The 19,338-nt window shown below is 46.8% G+C and carries 16 protein-coding genes; 8 read left to right on the top strand and 8 right to left on the bottom strand.

Annotation, left to right across the window (positions count from 1 at the left end; translation table 11 throughout):
• Positions 1 to 4 precede the first annotated feature (4 nt).
• The 6 genes from EHT25_RS02850 to EHT25_RS02825 all read left to right on the top strand — a co-directional run bounded on the left by EHT25_RS02850 (position 5) and on the right by EHT25_RS02825 (position 7,941).
• Positions 5 to 220: a DUF350 domain-containing protein gene (locus tag EHT25_RS02850; RefSeq protein ID WP_124870363.1), complete on the top strand. Its 216-nt coding sequence runs from the start codon at positions 5 to 7 to the stop codon at positions 218 to 220.
• Complete coding sequence (locus tag EHT25_RS02845) at positions 213 to 1,736, top strand: polyamine aminopropyltransferase (RefSeq protein ID WP_124870360.1); 1,524 nt, start codon at positions 213 to 215, stop codon at positions 1,734 to 1,736. The genes EHT25_RS02850 and EHT25_RS02845 overlap by 8 nt, the downstream gene beginning before the upstream one ends.
• Positions 1,711 to 3,369, top strand: coding sequence for an FAD-dependent oxidoreductase (locus EHT25_RS02840; protein WP_124870357.1), 1,659 nt, complete (start codon positions 1,711 to 1,713; stop codon positions 3,367 to 3,369). The genes EHT25_RS02845 and EHT25_RS02840 overlap by 26 nt, the downstream gene beginning before the upstream one ends.
• A gap of 56 nt (positions 3,370 to 3,425) precedes the next feature.
• On the top strand, positions 3,426 to 3,893 hold the full coding sequence (locus tag EHT25_RS02835; protein WP_124870354.1) for a nuclear transport factor 2 family protein: 468 nt from the start codon (positions 3,426 to 3,428) through the stop codon (positions 3,891 to 3,893).
• Between the two features lie 202 nt (positions 3,894 to 4,095).
• On the top strand, positions 4,096 to 5,829 hold the full coding sequence (locus EHT25_RS02830) for a PQQ-dependent sugar dehydrogenase (RefSeq protein WP_124870352.1): 1,734 nt from the start codon (positions 4,096 to 4,098) through the stop codon (positions 5,827 to 5,829).
• A 141-nt stretch (positions 5,830 to 5,970) separates the two neighbouring features.
• On the top strand, positions 5,971 to 7,941 hold the full coding sequence (locus EHT25_RS02825; RefSeq protein ID WP_124870349.1) for a right-handed parallel beta-helix repeat-containing protein: 1,971 nt from the start codon (positions 5,971 to 5,973) through the stop codon (positions 7,939 to 7,941).
• Positions 7,942 to 7,953: 12 nt separating this feature from the next.
• Here EHT25_RS02825 and EHT25_RS02820 read toward each other — a convergent pair whose 3' ends face one another.
• From EHT25_RS02820 to EHT25_RS02810, 3 genes are all read right to left on the bottom strand, one after another.
• Entirely contained in the window at positions 7,954 to 9,120 is a 1,167-nt protein-coding gene (locus EHT25_RS02820; RefSeq protein ID WP_229311414.1) for a PKD domain-containing protein, read from the bottom strand.
• Entirely contained in the window at positions 9,117 to 9,908 is a 792-nt protein-coding gene (locus EHT25_RS02815) for an amidohydrolase family protein (RefSeq protein ID WP_185731262.1), read from the bottom strand. The genes EHT25_RS02820 and EHT25_RS02815 overlap by 4 nt, the downstream gene beginning before the upstream one ends.
• A gap of 330 nt (positions 9,909 to 10,238) precedes the next feature.
• The gene (locus EHT25_RS02810) at positions 10,239 to 11,126 is read right to left on the bottom strand and encodes a YihY/virulence factor BrkB family protein (protein WP_124870343.1); all 888 of its coding nucleotides are present in this window, start codon (positions 11,124 to 11,126) and stop codon (positions 10,239 to 10,241) included.
• A gap of 330 nt (positions 11,127 to 11,456) precedes the next feature.
• Here EHT25_RS02810 and EHT25_RS02805 point away from each other — a divergent pair, with 330 nt between their 5' ends.
• Together EHT25_RS02805 and EHT25_RS02800 are read left to right on the top strand one after the other, a co-directional pair.
• Positions 11,457 to 11,864, top strand: a complete 408-nt coding sequence (locus tag EHT25_RS02805) for a T9SS type A sorting domain-containing protein (RefSeq protein ID WP_124870340.1) — start codon at positions 11,457 to 11,459, stop codon at positions 11,862 to 11,864.
• Positions 11,865 to 12,261: 397 nt separating this feature from the next.
• Positions 12,262 to 12,441 (top strand): hypothetical protein, encoded by a 180-nt coding sequence (locus tag EHT25_RS02800; RefSeq protein ID WP_124870337.1) that lies wholly within the window; start codon positions 12,262 to 12,264, stop codon positions 12,439 to 12,441.
• Positions 12,442 to 12,583: 142 nt separating this feature from the next.
• Here EHT25_RS02800 and EHT25_RS02795 read toward each other — a convergent pair whose 3' ends face one another.
• The 5 genes from EHT25_RS02795 to EHT25_RS02775 form a co-directional block, all read right to left on the bottom strand.
• Positions 12,584 to 14,575, bottom strand: coding sequence for a PDC sensor domain-containing protein (locus EHT25_RS02795; RefSeq protein WP_124870334.1), 1,992 nt, complete (start codon positions 14,573 to 14,575; stop codon positions 12,584 to 12,586).
• 249 nt (positions 14,576 to 14,824) lie between these two features.
• Positions 14,825 to 16,285 (bottom strand): sulfatase family protein, encoded by a 1,461-nt coding sequence (locus EHT25_RS02790; protein ID WP_124870331.1) that lies wholly within the window; start codon positions 16,283 to 16,285, stop codon positions 14,825 to 14,827.
• A gap of 11 nt (positions 16,286 to 16,296) precedes the next feature.
• On the bottom strand, positions 16,297 to 17,601 hold the full coding sequence (locus EHT25_RS02785; protein ID WP_229311412.1) for an MFS transporter: 1,305 nt from the start codon (positions 17,599 to 17,601) through the stop codon (positions 16,297 to 16,299).
• A 53-nt stretch (positions 17,602 to 17,654) separates the two neighbouring features.
• Positions 17,655 to 18,296 (bottom strand): bifunctional 4-hydroxy-2-oxoglutarate aldolase/2-dehydro-3-deoxy-phosphogluconate aldolase, encoded by a 642-nt coding sequence (locus EHT25_RS02780; protein ID WP_124870325.1) that lies wholly within the window; start codon positions 18,294 to 18,296, stop codon positions 17,655 to 17,657.
• An 11-nt stretch (positions 18,297 to 18,307) separates the two neighbouring features.
• The gene (locus EHT25_RS02775; RefSeq protein ID WP_124870322.1) at positions 18,308 to 19,306 is read right to left on the bottom strand and encodes a 2-dehydro-3-deoxygalactonokinase; all 999 of its coding nucleotides are present in this window, start codon (positions 19,304 to 19,306) and stop codon (positions 18,308 to 18,310) included.
• Positions 19,307 to 19,338: the final 32 nt, after the last annotated feature.

The following is a 19,338-nucleotide window of genomic DNA, read 5'->3' as shown; positions in this document are numbered from 1 at the left end:
TCACATGGACTTGTCTACCTTGAAGTACATCGTTCCTTCCGTCGTTTATTCGCTCGTTGGCATTCTGATTCTGGTCATCAGCTTCGTAATCATCGAAAAAATTGCCCCCGAAAACCTCTGGAAAAAAATCGTCGATGAGGAAAACGTCGCGCTTTCCATTCTGGCGGCCGCTTTCATGATTGCGGTGTCCATCATCATCAGTTCGGCCATACATGAGTAAAGCGCAGAATCGGCACCGGCATCTGCTGTTGCTGTTGTCGGTTTTTGTCATTGCCACCTGCGGACTCATCTATGAGCTGGTGGCCGGAACGCTGGCCAGTTACCTTCTGGGCGATTCGGTTACGCAGTTTTCGACCATCATCGGGGTCTATTTATTTTCGATGGGAATCGGTTCATGGCTGTCCAAATACCTCGACGGAAACCTGCTGAAGTGGTTTATCCGCATCGAAATTCTGGTCGGAATCGTAGGTGGCTGCAGTGCTCCCCTCCTTTTCGCGCTGTTCGAATACGCGGCCTCCTTCCGGCTCATTCTCTATACGTTAGTGAGTTTGACCGGGATTCTAGTCGGGCTCGAAATCCCGTTGCTGATGCGGATTCTTGAAAACCAGCTCAGCTTTAAAGATCTGGTTTCCAGAGTTTTTACCTTCGATTACATTGGCGCCCTGCTGGCTTCGCTGATCTTTCCGCTGGTGCTGGTTCCGTATCTGGGACTCATCCGAACGTCATTGTTTTTCGGACTGATGAACATCGGCGTGGCCGGTTTTCTGCTCCATCAATTTCCCGAGACAAAACCGTATCGACGTTCGCTCCTCACCGCCATTCTCCTTTCTTCCGTTCTCCTCATCGGCGGTTTTGTTTACGCGGAACAAATCATGACTTACACCGAAAACCTGACGTTTCAGGACAAGGTGATTTATAGCAAAAGTACGTCGTACCAGCGAATTGTTCTGACGGCCAGCAACCGCGAGTTTCGGTTGTTCCTGAACGGCAACCTTCAGTTTAGTTCGGCCGACGAATACCGCTACCACGAAGCCCTCGTCCACCCCGCGATGCAGGCGCTTCCCAACGCAAACCGGGTGCTCGTTCTGGGCGGTGGCGACGGTTTGGCGGTTCGTGAAATCCTGAAGTACAAAACCGTTCAGTCGGTCACGCTGGTTGATCTCGACCCGGGTATGACCACGCTTTTTCGGGAAAATGAACTGCTGCTGAAGCTCAATCACCGCTCGTTACTGTCGCCTAACGTACAGATAATCAATACCGATGCCTACAATTTTGTCCGTCAGGACACCAGTCAGTATGATTTGATCGTGGTGGACTTTCCCGACCCATCGAATTATTCCATCGGCAAATTATACAGTACCTCGTTTTATCAGGAGTTAAACCGCCTGCTAAAAACCGGGGGGCTGGCGGTGGTGCAATCGACCTCGCCCTACATTGCCCGGCAATCATTCTGGTGCATTCGAAACACCATTGCAGCTTGCGGTTTTCAAACCATTCCGTACCACGCCTATATCCCCTCGTTTGGCGAATGGGGGTACGTGATGCTTTTGCGCAACCGCCACTGGCGGGGCGACGGGCCGTTGCCGCCCGGTCTGCGGTTTATTACGTCGAAAACAATTCACGACATGCTGAATTTTCCGCCCGACATGGCCGAGGTTCCGACCGAAATCAACAAACTCAACAACCAGGTGCTGGTGCATTATTTCGAAGATGACTGGACCCCCTACGCCCACTGATTCGCCGGAATCACCCGGACGCCGGCAGTTTCTCGAACAGGCCGCCGGTTTGGGATTTACCGCCTTGCTGGCCACCTCAACTGGCTTAAACGCCTGCCATTCAATAAATTCCCATAACCACATTCAAGGTGGCATGGCCGGTGCCAATCACCAGACCGGGCATTTGCTGCGAAATCCCGAAAAACTGCCTTTACCGAGCCGATCGCTGGAAACGGAAGTCCTGATTGTGGGAGGTGGAATCGCCGGGTTGTCGGCCCGGCGGTGGTTGTGGCAACACGGGTTGCGCGATGTTTTGCTGGTCGAAATGGACAATCAGACCGGCGGCAACTCCGTCAGTGGTCAGAATGCGATTTCGGCCTATCCCTGGGGCGCGCATTACCTGCCCATTCCAGACCTGCGTAATCGGGAACTGCTTGATTTTCTGAAAGAATGCCATGCCATTACCGGTTTTGATCCGGCCGGTTTGCCGATTTACAATGAGTACTACCTATGCCACGATCCCGAAGAACGGCTTTTTATCAACGGCCACTGGCAGGCGGGTCTGGTGCCTGAAGTAGGTGTCCCGGAAGCCGACAAACAGCAAATCACCCGGTTTTTCAAACTGATCGAACAACTGAAACATGCCAGAGGGAGTGACGGCAAAGATGCATTTGCCATCCCACTCGGCAACTCCTCAACCGACGAGAACTACCGAAAGTGGGATGCGGTTTCCTTTGAAACCTACCTGAACGAGCAGCAATTTACCTCAACGTATTTGCGTTGGTTTCTGGAATACGGCTGCAAGGATGATTACGGCAGCACGCTGGAGAATACCTCGGCCTGGGCGGGACTGCATTATTTTGCCTCCCGAAAAGGCGTTGCGGCCAATGCCGAACCGAACGCGGTGCTGACCTGGCCCGAAGGCAACAACTTTCTGGTCAGGCAGTTGGAACAGCAGGCACAATCACCCGTTCATTCAAATAGGCTGGTCTTTTCGGTTCAGGAAAACGAGCGCGGGGTTCAGGTTTTGTGTTATGATGTCCTGAATAAGGAAACGGTTTCGATTCAAGCCCGGAAGGTTCTGCTGGCCACTCCCCAGTTCATTACCCAGAATCTGCTTAAAAATCGGGTTTCAGCCGATTTTCAGTATTCACCCTGGCTCGTAGCGAATCTGACCGTCAGTGGTTTACCGCAGGGACGCGGTTTGCCGTTGTGCTGGGATAATGTTATTTACGGAAGCCCGTCGGTCGGTTACGTTACCGCTACTCACCAGCATTTAAATATTGCGGAGCCTCAGAAAGTGATCACGGTTTACTGGCCGCTCGTTCAGGGACCGCCCGCGACGGCCCGGCAAAAAGCGTACGAGACGGCCTACGAAACCTGGGTTCAGCAGCTACTGACCGAGCTGGAAACGGCTCATCCGGGCGTAATGCCCTACATTCACGCCGTCGATTGCTGGATTTGGGGACACGGCATGATTGTACCTGCACCCGGTTTTATCTGGGGCGAGTCGCGTCGGAAAGCCGCTCAGCCAATCAACGGCAAGCTCTTTTTTGCCCATTCCGACCTCAGCGGTATTTCGATTTTTGAAGAAGCATTTTACCAGGGCATTCGGGCGGCTAAAGAAATACTCGAACAAAATGATGCCGCCTGACAATGTATTTTTGCAGCGCGTCGTTGCTCCATCTATAGCGCTTTCCGTTCGTTGAAATGAAAAAAACCGTACTTGTTCTGACTTTCTTTTTGGGTTTTCTGATCGATTCCCGAGCGCAGTTATCCAACCGAAAACCGATCAATCGAGCAGAGTTTATTCATCTGATGCAGACGGTTGCGGCCGGCTTGAACGAAAACAACGGTCGCAAAGCCGCTGACTGTTTTACGCTGGACGCCATCTATTCCGAACCACCCAATAAGCAGATTTACCGGGGTCGCGACCGGATTTTCGAGTTTTTCGGTGGCTGGAAAGGGCGACCGAAAGTGGTGCAAATGGTCTGGCATCACCTCACCTTCGACGAGCAAACGCAGGTCGGTTCCGGCGAATTTTCGATGACCTACGGTTCCACGACGCACGGCATGGTCAGTGTCAAAATCCGGGAAGGCCTGATCGGCAACTGGCGGGAATATTTCTACCAATCCGCGCTCGACTGGAACGGTTTTATCCTCCAGAATCCGTTCTGAATAAATTCTCTAAAAATCATTCAGATCAGAATCCAAACCCGGATCGCTTATAAATAACTGATTTATTGTCAGCAAAGTGTGAACGTATTTCGCCTGGGAACGGATACAAAATGGTTAGATTCGAGGAAAACGTAGGATTTTATAAAACCCTTGGTAATTTTACCCGAATGCATGGAAAAATCTTTTTATCCGATGATGTAAAATGAATTTATCGAAAACGTGTTTTTCTCTACTATTATTGATTTTTATACCCAGTGCCTTCCTCTCCCGATGTGTTCAAAAATCAAATCTTCCGGCAGGAGATCGTAACAATGGCGGTCTTTTCTTACCCGCTGGCTTTGAAGCGGTGGTTGTTGCGGATAGCATTGGCCATGCCCGGCATCTGGCCGTGAATAAAAACGGAGACATTTATGTAAAACTTACCTACGCGAAGCAAGATTCCGGAAATGTTGCGATCAGGGACGGCAACAACGACGGTAAGGCTGACCAGATCGCTTATTTTGGAGACTACAAAGCGGAGAGCGGTTATGGCCCCACCGGCATGAGAATTTATAAGGATTATCTATATTTTAGTACGAAGGGGGCTGTCTATCGGCAGAAACTAAGTCCGGATAAACTACTTCCCGACAGCAAAATTGAACTTGTGCTTACCGACAATTACCTCACTGAGCACATTGGCAAATCACTTGCTTTTGACGACGATGGACACATGTACGTCAATTTTGGCTCCATAAGCAATAATTGTCAGATTGATAACCGGATTCCCGGAAGCCCGGGTCAATATCCGTGCGCTGAACTCGCTGAACACGCCGGTATCTGGATGTTTGACGCGAATAAACTTAATCAGACTCAAAAGGACGGCGTTCGGTATGCCACCGGACTCCGGGACGGGATTGCGATGGACTGGAATCATGCCACGCATACGTTATTCGCTGTAGAACACGGCCGGGACGGTTTACATCAAACCTGGCCTTCCCTTTATTCAGAATGGGAAAGTACCGTATTACCGTCTGAAGAATTTTTTGAAGTGAAAAAAGGAATGAACGGTGGGTGGCCGTACTATTATTATGACCAGCTGCAAAATAAAAAAATGGTTGCTCCCGAATACCGTGGGGTCGATTTAAAAGCGGTGGATAAACCTGCCGATCCGATTATGGGCTTCCCGGGGCATTGGGCACCGAATGATCTTTTCTTTTATACGGGCGACCAATTCCCTGACCATTATAAAAATGGCGCGTTTATCGCTTTTCACGGATCCAGTAACCGGGCCCCCTACCCGCAATCCGGTTTTTTTATTGGTTTTGTTCCGTTCAAAAACGGTGCGCCGTCAGGTTCCTGGGAAGTATTTGCCGATGGATTTGCGGAGCTTGAAACGATTGTAAGTTCATCGGAAGCGGCTCATCGCCCGATGGGAATTGCAATGGGCCCTGATGGCTCCCTGTACGTAAGCGATATTACTACGGGAAAGATATGGCGAATCATGTTTAAGGGAAACAAAGATAATTTCGGAAGGGATCAGTTGGCAAAAATGGAAAATCGTAAGATGCTAACCCACCTGAAGACTCCGGATAAAGTCAAAGATAACCTGGTCAAAGGCATAGCGGATGACGGTCGGAGAATCTATACGGTTTATTGTATTTCCTGCCATCAGGAAAACGGCAAGGGAGACGGGAGTCGTTTTCCTCCCCTAGAAGGATCGGACTGGGTAACCGGCGATAAAAAGAGGCTAATCACCGTATTATTAGAGGGTCTTAAGGGGCCGATTCGAGTCAATGGCAAGCTCTTCAATGGCGAAATGCCCAAGCATGATTTTTTGAGCGATGCCGATATTTCCAAAGTAACCTCCTACATCCGGTTAAATTTCAACAATAACGCAGGCGCCATCCTTGAAAAAGAGGTAGCTAATGTGCGGAATCAACTGAAGGGCAAACCTTAATAAATTGGTTTAGAATGGATTGACTGGAAAACAAGCGGTTTTTCACGACGTGGAGAAATTAGTTAGACATACGCCTATTTAAAATAAAAAAGAATGCAAACGTATTATTTCCAACGGGAAGACGTCAGAAAAACCGCCTACTTGAAAGGAAACGGGTTACAGACCCTGATCGGAGGGTTTGTCGTCCTACTCTTTCTCCTCCCGCACCTTTCAGCCGCCCAAAACAAGGTTCAGGGCCAAAAATTTATCGTTGAACCCCCAACCCTTGAAAATTTGGGGTTTGAATGGTACATCGATGGTGACGCAAACCGGAATGCCACCGTAAAGGTCGAGTACCGAATCGCGGGATCGGGCAATGAATGGAAAAAGGGAATGCCGCTCCTCCGAATTGGGGGGGAGCATATCGAACGGGCGGGAATTGATTACACAACGCCCCCGATGTTTGCCGGAAGCATATTGGACGTTAAGCCCGGTACCAGGTATGAAGCTCGTTTTACATTAGAAGATCCGGATGGGGTCGAAGGGGAAGCGGTCAAGGTAATTAACGTTTCCACCCGTACCGAGCCACAGGCTGCCCGTGGAGGAAGGGTACGGCATGTCTATTCCCAGTATTATACGGGTGAGAAAGAAAAGCCGAATTACCCCGGTCTGGTTTCTGCCTACGGCGGTTCTGAAAATACAAAGGGAGACTGGAACGTGGTCGCTGAGGATGTGGTGCAGCCCGGCGATATTATTAAAATACACGGAGGGCTCTATCAGGGAGTGCTTCTTAACTATCCCGATTGGCATAACATCCCCTTCGACGGCACTTATTTTTTCACGGCAAAAGGCACGGCGGAGCGCCCGATTGTCATCGAAGCAGCCGGGGATGGCGAGGTCATTTTTGATGGCGCAGGAGCCGCTATTCTGTTTAATGTCATGGCCACCGAACATCATATTTTTCAGGGGCTTACCTTTCGGAATGCCGGCCGAGTTTTCGATGCCGGCCGGAAGCATTTGGCCGGAGCAAGTGATTTGACCATACGGAATTGTCGGTTTGAGAATGTGGGTGAAGGTATTGTGACCGAATACGCCGGTTCAAAAAACTTTCTTATTCAGGATAACGTCCTGCTTGGCCGGGATGATCGGTATCGATTGTACGGTTGGTCGGCTCACCGGGAAGGCCTGATTCCGTACGGGACGCATCTACTGGATTCTTACTATGGCATCAAAGTGTATGGTCCCGGACATGTAATTGCCCATAATTCCATTGCCTTCTTCCACGATGCCATTGGTATCTCAACCTACGGCACTCCTGAGAAAGAACAGGAGCTAAAAGCGGTGTCGATCGATATTTACAACAACGATCTCCACCTGATGGTCGATGACTTTATTGAGGCTGACGGCGGTGTACACAACATTCGCATCATGCGGAATCGGGGTGTGAACGCTGCCGAGAATGGCATAAGTGCCCAACCCGTGTTTGGTGGGCCAGCCTACTATATCAGGAATATCCTCTACAATGTACCCCAGGGAGGGGCGCTTAAAATTCACGGGGGGGTACCGGGTCTCACCGCGTATCATAACACGTTCATTACGGAAAGTAACGCGGGTGCCAGTTACCCAAACTCAAACTACCGAAATAATTTGATTCTGGGTACGGACGGGCCGGTAAACGTGGCTGCTTTCCCCTTTACCACCGCCTATTCCGTGGCTGATTATAACGGGTATCGCCCCAATCAAGGTCCTGAAAGTCCTGAAAATCAATTCAGTTGGTTGTCACCCAATGGGAAGCTGGCGGGATTTAAGAACTTGACGAGCCTGACCAAGGCGAGTGGTCTTGAAGCCCATGGCAGAACAGTCGATTATGATGTTTTTGAAGATCTTCAAAAACCGGTTCAAGCAAAGTCCGGTACACCGTTGGGGAATATGCCGGGTCCCGTTTATCACGCAGTCGATCTTAATTTTAAACTTAATCCGAAGGGGAAAGCGGTCGATGCAGGCGTTTTCATCCCAAATGTAAATGATAATTTTACCGGAAAAGCGCCGGATTTGGGGGCACTCGAGGTAGGTGGTCCTTCCGTGATCTACGGCGTGCGCGGCCTCAAGCAGGGTCAGGAGTTCTACCGCTGATCAGGGATTGCCTTACCGGATCATCACTTCCCAATACCGGGTGCGTTTGGAACGGCCTTCGGGCCCTTCAACCGTTAAGGTAATGACCGTACGTACCCCTTTAGCCGTAAACCGGTAAATCGGATTTTGTTCCGTCGAGGTATCCCCATTGCCGAAATCCCAGGTCCATTTTGTGATCACTCCAATGGATTCATCGTTGAAGGCCACAGTTCCTTTTTCTTCGTCCACCACCTTGAACGACCAGGCGGCTTTAATAGGCTCCAAAAACTTTTTTTCCAACGGCATCAGTTGAAAGGCACAGAGATACGAGGCATTGCTGACCATTTTGGTGTTGTGGGCGAGGTTGATATGGCCCTCCCGTTTCCCCCCGTCGAAATCTAAAATCGACCAAGCGAGGCCGATCACCTTATTTTCCTTTAGTTCCGATTCCACGGCCTTTTGCGGCCCTTCATGGGGCGCGTAGTCATAGGGGGTGATCCAGCCTTCCAAAATCAAGGTGCCGCTTTCTCCGTGTTTAAAATGATAATCATAGGCATAGTTTGCGTGCGGAAACTCCGCTACCCAGGGCTGGCATCCCCACACCAATGCCCATGCATTGTTGACCGGCGGGGTATAGATGTGGTAGTTCTGTGCGTGTACGCCACTAAAATTAAAATGGTTTTCGATATAAGCAGCGGTCTGCGGTTGCCACTTCATCTGCTCGGGATCATACAAGGGGTTTTGAATAAAAGGACCTCCTGAAAGATCGCCATCGACCACGAGCTCAAAGATATCGTTCATATACCCCTCGGGGTTGAAACGGCCAAAATCCCAGAAATCGTCGTAGGCTTCGTAGAGAAAATAAAGACGATTCATCCCTTTGACCCATCCGATGGTCACTTTTACATCCAGGTCTTTGGGGTCGATGTTAGTACCCTTACCGTCTTCGGTATCGCTTAGGAGATCCGTACCGTAGGTATACTTTTCAGGTACGATTGCCCAATCGCTTTTGTTCCCATCGATGCGCGGCATTTGAGTTCTGGGGAATTGAAAAATCTGAAATACCCGCCCGTTTCTGGCCGTTTTGTAGACTGGGGTTGACTGGCCGGTTGCAATCGACGTATGGAGCAACCAATAGCAAAGGAAAAACAACCAGGCCCGATGACCTTCCCGAAAATTCATGTCGTTTTTGCTTTTCATAATCTATAAATGTGATCGGCATTTTTATGGTAGATCTTGTGTAATTCTTCATCGGAAAATTGGGCGGTAATTTTTTCAAAAGCCTCAGACCAGCTTTTGTAGGAGTCGGCCAGCAGGACTACGGGCCAATCTCCGGCGAAGACCAAACGGTCCATCCCGAATTTTTCGATGACATATAGAATATAGGGCCTGATTTTTTCGACCGACCAATCCTTCCCGAAACGGGTAATAATACCCGAAATTTTACAGTTTACGTTGGGCAGTTCCGCTAATTTCTCGATTCCATTCCGCCATTGCGTTGAATCTACCTCCCCAACGTTTGGATTTCCCAGGTGATCAAGGATAAAAATCGTATTTGGAAATTTTTTGGCCAACTTGACTGCTTCGGCCATCAATGGCGGAGAGATCAACAGGTCAAAACTCAACTTGCGATTAGCCAAGGCTTTGAAGCCCGCTAAAAAACCGCTGGAAGTGACCTCATTTTTCGGAAAATCTGCCCGTATGCCCTTCACCAAGGGGAGTTCACAAAGCTGCTCCAAGGATTTTTCGGTACCGGATCCCTGCGTAAGATCCGCCTTGGCCACGATTCCCTTGATTTTTGGTTCGGATCGGGCCAACTGACTTACCAGGGTAGCTTCCTTGAGCCCTAAATGGGCGTCCGCTCCGCTTTCCATGAAAACCATTTTTCCGATGTTCGAACTTTTCGTTGCCTCTTTGTAATCCTGTAAATCAAAAGTACGGTTGATTGTGGGTGAGTTTTTTAACCAACCGTAGGATAAATTTTTCAAATCGAATAAATGTACGTGTGTATCCGTTTTGGGTATTTTCCCGGATCGGTCATCCGCATTTTCGGAAGACCCTATTGCATTGGGAATACAGAGCAAACCGGTTGAAACACTGAGGAGGTTACTGGAGAATGTTCTTCGGTTCATGGGTCGGTTCAGGGAAAGTTGATCAGTTTGGCTAGAAAAGAATCCGGCAACTTTCAACTACTGAAAGCGGCCTTCCAAAGTACCTATCCAACGAAGAAAGATTGAACGTATACGGCTGAAAGCTGGTGCGTTCTATGTTCCGGAATCCTTTCGCTTACCGTAAACAGGTGGGCTGTTGATATGCTGTTATGCTTCTCCTTTAGGGTCGTCTACTTCGGTAATCTCGTAAAGAACCGCGCTTTTTTTGGGTTTTGCGTCCAGGTGGATCCAATGGGCATACTGCCAGGTAAACGCAGCTCCGTAATAGAAAATCAGGGACGCGTAAAACACAAACAGCAGAATGAGAATAAATGCCCCCGATGTGCCATATCGGGAACTGATCAGGCCGTGAATGAGCAACCGGCTTAGAATTGCTTCTCCAAGTTCATACAGCAGGCTGGTAACGACAGCGCCTACGCAGACCGCTTTCCAGGAAATCCGCAGGTCAGGCAGGAATTTGAATAGGGTGGAAAACCAAATCGCAATGAATACCGTCGACGAAAGCTGATCCAGTGTCCAATTGAGAATCCCAATGCTACTATAGGGTGTCATCACCTGATCCAGCGCCAGAGAACCAGTCATCAACAGACCAGAAAAGACAATGAGGCCGAAGGCTATTGCCCGGTCTTTGAGCGTATTGAGAATCGTTCGGTCAGCTGCTGCTTTGACATTCCAGAGTTGATTGAGTGAATTTTTGATGACCATAAATAAAGCGGTGGAAGCGATCAGTAACAAAGCACTACCTAAAACGGTCCAAAGGAGATGCGAACGGTCAGGTTGCAATTGAGTTGAAATATCTTTTAACTGTTTAGCACTCTGATTTCCAAACAATTGACCCAATTCTTGGAAGACCTGACCGCGTACCTGCTGCTGGTTAAAAACAGGGCTGAAAACCGTTCCTAAGATGATCACAATCGGTGGTAAAGCAAAAAAAGTGAAGAATGCGGTTGCGGCAGCCATTCGTATCGGATCATTGTCCTTCAGGTTGGTAAAGGCCTGGCTGAATAATTTAAAAAAAGGAAAGATATTTTTCAAAGTCTGAGCAAGTATCTGATCACAACCCTTTTCAGGCAGTAAAGTTTACAAGGTCCAATTGATCAGGCACTTTCCCTGCCCTTATTCTGGAATAATGTCAGTTAACTACGATATAACAGGTACTTTTTTCTCCTGCGTGCAGAGTGGTGTTCTCAAATCATTTCCTGACTGAATCGAATGTCTGATTGAGAAAATCAGAAGCCTACAAGGTCGTTTCCAGCATCATTTCCCAAAAGTGTCAGCGATTGACTCATTTGTGACAGCCATTCCAGCGGATGACCCCGACCTTTGATTCATTCAAACAGACACACACATCAAACGTCATACGCTATGAAAACGCTCATCAAATCCCTGCTCGTTGCATTTACATTAACGGCCGTTACCTTCTCCGCTTCAGTCGCTGAAACCAGCAATCCCGCCAGAAAACCCAAAAATGCTGCGGCTTTTCAAAGTAGCCTGTTCACTACGATCGACGGAAAGGTTCAGATTGCGGTGCAGAAGGAAACCGGTGGTACTGTTGAAATTCGATTGACCAATCATGCCGGTCAGGCGTTCTTTGTTCAACAGGTTGGCAAACGCCAGGAAGCTGCCCGTTTCCGGTTGGATGTTAGCTCACTGCCGGATGGTGTTTATCAAGTTGCCATTTCCAACGGCGTTGATACCGCTACCCAGGAATTGACGCTGGCCACCCAACAGTCAAAACCGGTAGCACCGGTTCGACTTGTCGCTGTTAACTAATCATACCCACTACCTCCATAGCTACCTCCGATTGTATCCACCGGCAGCGGCCAACTCTTACTTGAGTTGGCCGCTTTTTATTGGAAGAACGATTTTTCCGATGGTGCGCAACCGGTTTCCCATCCTGCAATTTCATTGATAATGATGCCCTCGATTAGGACCCGTTTTTTTAAAATGCAACTTCAAAAACCGGTGTTACCTCCCTCCTGCCGGTTGCCAGAAAAATAGTATTATTTGCAGCAAAGCCGGTTCATTCGCGATCTAAATGTGGCATTATTTTGTTATTCTGTAGTAACCTCCAATGGTGACTGGCCTTCCTGAATTGCCTCAGTGCGGATGCGGTTTTTGAGCCAGGGTCAGGTGTTGGTTACGCTCAACCTTGTCAACAACAGATACCGTGAAAAAGAAATTTGCCCTCGAACTCACCGAAAGCGAAGCAGAAATGATTGCATTCCTATTGCATACGGCGACTGATCAGTTCTACGCAAGCAAGGTGTTGCGGGATCGGACGAAGGTCAGCTTGAAGGATTTGCGAACGGCCGAAACCGTACGGAGAAAATTAACTCATGCGCGGTAAGTACCATTTGACATCGTTTCCTTTACTCCTCGCCCCTGCTTTAATTTTCCGGCTTCCAGCCTACTGCATCTTCACCTGGGTGGCAGCCTTAATGCTATCAGTATTCAATTGGAGCGCTTTTATGTTCTAACTTTATTTTAGCTTAAATATTTCTACCTAATTCGAAGTATTTCATTTGATTTTCATCTTCCGTATCAATGAGTATTCCAAATGTTTCCGGAAAACTATCTGAGGTGCTCGCAGGGCTATAACCGCTGACGACAAAGAAAAGTTTGTCACCATATTCCGTGCGCATTTTCAGAGTATATGGATTTACCTTCTTATTCTTTTTTCTATTATCTTGAATCTGATCATATTTTTCAAGATAATCAGAGGTACACAAACTATTAAATGATAAAGATTTATGAGGAATTTTATCAACAGTAGATTTGGTGAATAATTCTCTAAATTTAGGATTTGAATCTTTGATATAATCTTCCGTATCCAGCCGACAATAGGGAATAGAGGCTTTATTTAAAATTAAATCAATAACATTTAATGCCTCTTCATAATCTTTCGATTTCCGAATTGTTTCATTCCATGAATAGAACAAGACAGACAGCATACAGCCTAAACAAAAAAAGGCTAATAGTGCGACAAAAAATATCTTCTTCCGAAAGTTTTCAATATCAATTTTAATTAACTTCAGTTTTACCTGATTTTCTTGGGACCCAGAATTATAGCTATTACCTAAAGGTATCGAGACCTGTAAAGCAGATTTATTTTCAGAATAAACTTGAATGTTACCTAAAACATCAGATCTTTTATCTTTCCTTTTATCATAGTATTTTTCAAATTCTTCTTTTATCATATTACCTTTATAACAATCATCGTTAAGTAATCCCCCAGCCTTTAGTTCACAATCCAATAATTCGGATTGAATTCCATCAACATCATGTTCTATATGCTTTAATACCGAATTAATTGAGAACTTATCTTCATTGGGGTAAATATCATCCATATCAAAAAATTTACTTTTAATAAACTGAATAAAAGTATTGCTATTATCTTTATTTATCCCTTTAGTAAGCTGAAAATCAAAACACACTACAGCTTTTATTTGCCCATCTATTTCTATTCCTCTTGATACTGTAATTACAAAACCACCGCCTGCTAAATCCATATATGGCTTTGAAACATAAAAAATATCTTCAACTTTAGATTGGACTGTTACATTCTCTTTATCTAATCTTTCACGATTAATCTTGCCGTTGCTGATAATGAATCGTTCTGTCAATTCTGGTTTTTCTAATGGAGACCAAAAATAAGGTCTTGATGGAAAAAAAGTCGTAGAAGGAAATTGCGTTGCATAGTATTCTTCTATCTTGTTGCTCTTTTCTAAATCATTATTAAATATTCTATTTATGCCATTATGTGTTACAATGTATACTTGAAAAGGAGTATTATATAAGTAATCAATATTATTTTCCCAAAATCTAATATTCATAAAATTTTTCAAAACCGATGAAATACCCTTTGTAAATTCAATATCTCTATTCATACCATTTTCCGATTTGAATATTTCTTTTAAAATACTCGCACTTTTCCTATAATCTAAATTTTTAAAGGCATCTTTTTCATCTTTGCTTAACGATTTTCCCAATATGTTAACAGGTAAAAACAGAAACCCGGGTCGATGCCCGTCAGTTAATACTTCGCCCTGCTGTTTTTTAGTTGTCGTTTTTGCGATTTTTATATTAGGTAGAGGAGATTTCGCCTTAAAAGCCATTCTTACTATCTCAGCCTCCAATAGATGCCATTCGTCTACGAACGAATCTCTTAATTTCGAGCTTTTTAACGTGCTATCAATCCTAGAATTTAAATGTGAAAGAATGAATGATTCCATTCCTTTGTAGCTCTGAGGTGTAGGTTCAGATTCAGATTTTAAAGTATTTAGAAAAACTTCCTGGTATTTATTATTTAAATCCCAATAAATCTTACCAAAAACTATTGTTCCAATTAACAATAAAATGATTATAGCGATAACCATTGGTTTTCTTTTCACTAAGGCCTCCAAGAATATACCAATCGTCTTTGAATTATCTCTGAACCAGTCAAATGAAACTAATAACCATGATGTAAAACCTGTAACCATTATTAATTAAATTTAAGGTTGAGAAAAAACAAAAGGAGCTTTAGCGTACAAACGAATTAGATGCTAAACTTTATATTTAGCAATTTATGGATTGCTTAAGCAAATAAAAACGGGAAAAATCCCGTTTTTACAAGTTTCACATCATTAATTGTAGTGGATTTATACCATTTTTAGATGCCACGGCAATCTATTCGAAAAAAGTATAACGTTTTATTTACTCTACATCTAATAAAAACTAAATTGTCCTTTTCACTTCTCAACCCGTCCTGCCGGACGCACATTGCTTCCGGTTCGTTTCTGCAAATCGTCACCTAGATCGGCGCGGGCTTCTTCGGCTAATTTTTCCAAAACCGCTACGATGTCCGGGTTTTGCTCACGAACGTCATACCGTTCGCCCGGATCACGGCGGAGGTTATACAACGCTTGGGGAAAATCGTGGTTTTCGGTACTCGGTCCCGGTTTTCCATCTACGCCCGGCAGAAACCCCTCGTACGTGCGTCCCGGATGCGGAAACACCAGTTTCCAGTCACCCTTCCGTACGGCTTCGAGGCTGTTTTGGCGGTAATAATAATAGAAATGATCGCGGGGATTTACGGTATCATCCCCCTTCAACAACGCCACCAGGTCTACTCCGTCGATCGGTTTTTTCGGTAAGCGAGCGCCGGTGAGTTTCGATAATGTGGGCAGAATGTCCATCGTCGTCAGCAGCTTATTACACACCCGACCCGCCGGAACCACGCCCGGCCAGCGAATGATGCACGGAACGCGGTGCCCCCCTTCGAAGGATGTGCCTTTCCCTTCGCGAAAACCGCCCGCCGAACCAGCATGATTGCCGTAATTCAGCCAGGGGCCGTTGTCACTGGTGAAGATTACAATGGTATTTTTGTCGAGCCCCTGCTGCTTCAGTTCCTGCAAAATCTGACCCACCGACCAGTCCAGTTCCAGCATCACGTCGCCGAGCAAACCGGCTCCGCTTTTGCCCCGAAACCGGCTCGAAGCTGCCAGCGGAACGTGTGGCAATGGATGAGGCACATACAGGAAAAACGGTTCTTTTTTGTGTTTCCGGATAAAACCGACGGCGCGTTCGGTGATGGCGGGGGTCAACTGGCTCGCATCCTCCAGCGTTTTCACTTCTTTACCGGGTGTGTTGCCTTCAATCAGATACAAAGGGGGATAGTTGGCTTTGGTCTGATTGGGGTGCAGCGGCCACATGTCGTGCGAATACGGAACGCCAAAATATTCGTCAAATCCCTGTTGTTGAGGCAGAAACGCCTTCTGACTGCCCAAATGCCACTTGCCGAAAATGCCCGTAGCATACCCTTTTTCTTTCAACAATTCGGCAATGGTTTCTTCGTCAGGATTCAACCCAATGGGTGAATTGGGGCCGAACGCGCCAGAAATGCCAAGCCGATTGGGGTAACAACCCGTCAACAAAGCCGCCCGCGAAGCACTGCAAACCGCCTGAGCGGCCAGAAAACTCGTAAACCGGGTGCCCTCGGCGGCCATGCGGTCGAGGTTGGCAGTGGTGTAACCAGCGGCTCCATTGCAGGATAAATCTCCGTAGCCCATGTCATCGATAAAAAAAAGGACGACATTGGGTGGGGAGGCTTTGGGTTTACTCACCCATCCGCTGAGTGCGAACCAGATACCAGCAAAAAATGCGATTGAAAAGATAATTTTTGAGAACGTACGCGTACGAAACCGGGTCATCACCGTCTGAATTAAGTCAATTGATTAAGATCGACCAATTTAGAGTTTCTGGTTAACAAATGAATAATGGTCCAGACAAATAAATACGTAAAACCGCAAATGGTGAACAGGAGATTATAGCCCCCCGGCAAGTTTCCGGCGGCTTTGTAGGTATCCAGTAAATACCCCACCAGCATCGGAAAAAAAATACCGCCAACCGCTCCGGCCATGCCGCCGATGCCCACCACCGAGCTGACAGCCTGTTTAGGAAACAGATCGGAAGCAATCGTAAAGACATTCGTTGCCCAGGCCTGATGCACCGCAACCGCCAGACTCATCAGCGCAACCACCATCCAGACATTGGAAGCAAACTGCACCAGAATGATCGAAATTTCTAAAATAGCAAAAATAAAAAGCACGGTTTTTCGGGCTTTTAACGTTGGCCAGCCACTTTTAATTAAGAAGGAAGAAAAGAATCCTCCTGCAATACTACCTACTGTAGTTGCCGTATAAATAATCAATAATTCCGGACTCATTATCTTTAAATTCAGGTGATAGGTCGACGAAAAATAGGATGGCAGCCAGAATAAAAAAAACCAGAAAATTGGATCAATGAGCGCTTTTCCGGTTATAAACGCCCAGGTTTGGGGCAATGCAAATAATTTAAACCAGTTGATCGAAACCGTATCTTCGACAGCCGTTTCGGTCTTCTCCTGACCGCTGGTAATGAATTCAAATTCCTGATTTGTCAGTCGCTTCTGTTTTGCCGGAACGTCGTAAAAAATCAACCAAAAAATCAACCAGACAAAACCCAGTCCGCCGGTGATCCAGAACACTTCCTGCCAGCCGTAATTCCGTAAAATCCAGGGTACAATCATCAACGCCAGAACGACACCAACACTGGTGCCGGAATTGAATATACCGGTCGCCAGCCCCCGCTCCTTCTTGGGAAACCATTCGGCCACGGTTTTGACGGCAGCCGGAAAATTACCGGCTTCGCCCAAACCCAAACCAACACGCGCCACGGCAAAGCCTAACACGCCACGAGCCACCGCGTGCAACATCCCGGCCACACTCCAGAAAACAATGGTGATGGTATAACCCAGTTTGGTACCTACTTTATCAATCAGCCAGCCGGATAGAATTAAACCGATGGCATAGGCCGCCGTAAATGCCATCACAATGCGGGCATAATCGGTTTCGGTCCAGTTAAATTCCAGTTCGAGAATGGGCTTTAAAAGACCAATAATCTGGCGATCGAGGTAATTAATCGTCGTCGCTAAAAAAACCAGTGCAACAACAATCCAGCGGTAGTACTTAATTTTATAATCAAACACAAGGGTAAGGGTCTTCGGTGAATAGTTGCAGGAATTTAATCGGGTTATGGTCATCAAACCGCTGGTAATTGGGCGACAAATTTTTCAAAATGTGCTTTTAAACCGGGCCAATCTTTTTGTTCGATGAAGCTTTTATCAAACAGGTGTCCCCCAACGCCCAATCCGTCGGCACCCGCTTTTAAGAAGTCAACCATGTTGGCAAGGCCGACTCCGCCCGTTGGCACCAGTTTAACCTGATCCAGCGGTCCTTTGACTTCTTTGATGTAATTGACCCCCAATGAAGCTGCCGGAAAAACCTTGACCATTGTCGCGCCCAACGACCAGGCATTGTAGATTTCGGAAGGGGTAAATGCGCCCGGAAAAATGGGAATCCCGCGATCCACGCAGGTCTTAATCACCTTTTCGTTGATGATCGGTGTAACGATAAACTGCGCACCGGCTGAAAGTGCTTTTTCCAGATCTTTTTCCGTACAAACCGTTCCGGCTCCAATGTTCAATCCCGTATTTTCGTTCGTTATTGCATGTTGAATGAGGTCTTCGGCACCGGGCGTATTCAGGGTTATTTCAATCGTTGTCAGCCCGGCCGCCCGGTATACGGGCAGAATTTGAATCACATCATCAACCGCCAGATTTCTGATAATTCCAATGATCGGCGCTTTTTTAAATAATTCCCACGAAAAATTCGTACTTGACATATTCCAACGACTTATACTTTTAAATTCTGATTTTGAAACAAGATAATCTGCCCTGCAATGGCGGCTTTATCAATCAATCCGGCCGGAATGATCGTCGTTCGGTTCGACAGATCCAGATCTTCAATCGCCTGTTGATAGAAGGGAAACAGATTGCTCCCGCTGCACAATACCAGGTGCCATTGAGCCTTTTCCAGCAGCGGTTTTAATTCGGCACCAATCAGTAACCCGCTTAAAAAGAAAGCATTTTGCTGCCTGGTCAAATTCCCGAACAATTGATTGGTCCGAACCGTAAACAGCCGATTCAAAAGAGGGAAGTTAGCTTCTTTTAATCCCAGTTTAAACGCCGACAGATTTTCAGTTGAAAAATCGCTGAAAGCACTGACATCGACCGAATCTCTTAAAATACTGGTCGAAGCCATCAGATTGAAAACCTCGCCGGTCATATGCGTTTCAAAATTCAGGAGTTGCCCGGCCTGAACGTACATGTGTTTGGAATGTGTTCCGGGGAAAATATAGATCGCTTCATCCGGCCGGTTTCCTGCCGAATCGAGCAGGGCGCTCAATCCGATTAGTTGCGTTTCTTCCCCGCGCATCACATCCTCTTCGCTTTTGACCCCGGAAATGAGAATCAATTCGTGCGGAAACGATTCGCTGGCGTCAAAATGGCGGAAACTTGCCCGGCTCCCGTCCATCGCAAACGGTAAGGTCGCATACGGAACTTCGTCCATGCCGATGGAAGATGAGGCCATGCCGGAAACCGCAATGGGTACCTGATCCAGCTTAATGGCGGCTTTGTGGGCTACCAGTTCAATCTGTTTGATGAGTTCTTCCCGAAAGAACTGCTCCCGGGCAACCCCGGCCCGTTCGCCGTTCGCCTTCCAGGCATTAAAAATACTTGCGATACCTTGCTGCGAAGTAACTTCCTCAATCAATCGATAATCGGCGCTATTCACCAAACGCAATCGAAAAAAAGATGTCCCCCAGTCACAGCATAATAAATAGTTACTCATTCACCAAGGCGGTTTAAGTTTAGGTGTAGGGT

This window comes from Larkinella rosea (assembly GCF_003858635.1).
GTDB classification, from domain to species: Bacteria; Bacteroidota; Bacteroidia; order Cytophagales; family Spirosomataceae; genus Larkinella; species Larkinella rosea.
The sequence above is the reverse complement of the archived record's forward strand: the minus strand, read 5'-3'. Positions and strand labels throughout refer to the sequence as shown.

Coding starts and splice junctions, on each gene's coding strand:
- EHT25_RS02850 (WP_124870363.1), top strand. CDS start 5: ATGGACTTGTCTACCTTGAAGTACATCGTTCCTTCCGTCGTTTATTCG.
- EHT25_RS02845 (WP_124870360.1), top strand. CDS start 213: ATGAGTAAAGCGCAGAATCGGCACCGGCATCTGCTGTTGCTGTTGTCG.
- EHT25_RS02840 (WP_124870357.1), top strand. CDS start 1,711: ATGACTGGACCCCCTACGCCCACTGATTCGCCGGAATCACCCGGACGC.
- EHT25_RS02835 (WP_124870354.1), top strand. CDS start 3,426: ATGAAAAAAACCGTACTTGTTCTGACTTTCTTTTTGGGTTTTCTGATC.
- EHT25_RS02830 (WP_124870352.1), top strand. CDS start 4,096: ATGAATTTATCGAAAACGTGTTTTTCTCTACTATTATTGATTTTTATA.
- EHT25_RS02820 (WP_229311414.1), bottom strand. CDS start 9,120: ATGAAAAGCAAAAACGACATGAATTTTCGGGAAGGTCATCGGGCCTGG.
- EHT25_RS02805 (WP_124870340.1), top strand. CDS start 11,457: ATGAAAACGCTCATCAAATCCCTGCTCGTTGCATTTACATTAACGGCC.
- EHT25_RS02795 (WP_124870334.1), bottom strand. CDS start 14,575: ATGGTTACAGGTTTTACATCATGGTTATTAGTTTCATTTGACTGGTTC.
- EHT25_RS02790 (WP_124870331.1), bottom strand. CDS start 16,285: ATGACCCGGTTTCGTACGCGTACGTTCTCAAAAATTATCTTTTCAATC.
- EHT25_RS02780 (WP_124870325.1), bottom strand. CDS start 18,296: ATGTCAAGTACGAATTTTTCGTGGGAATTATTTAAAAAAGCGCCGATC.
- EHT25_RS02775 (WP_124870322.1), bottom strand. CDS start 19,306: ATGAGTAACTATTTATTATGCTGTGACTGGGGGACATCTTTTTTTCGA.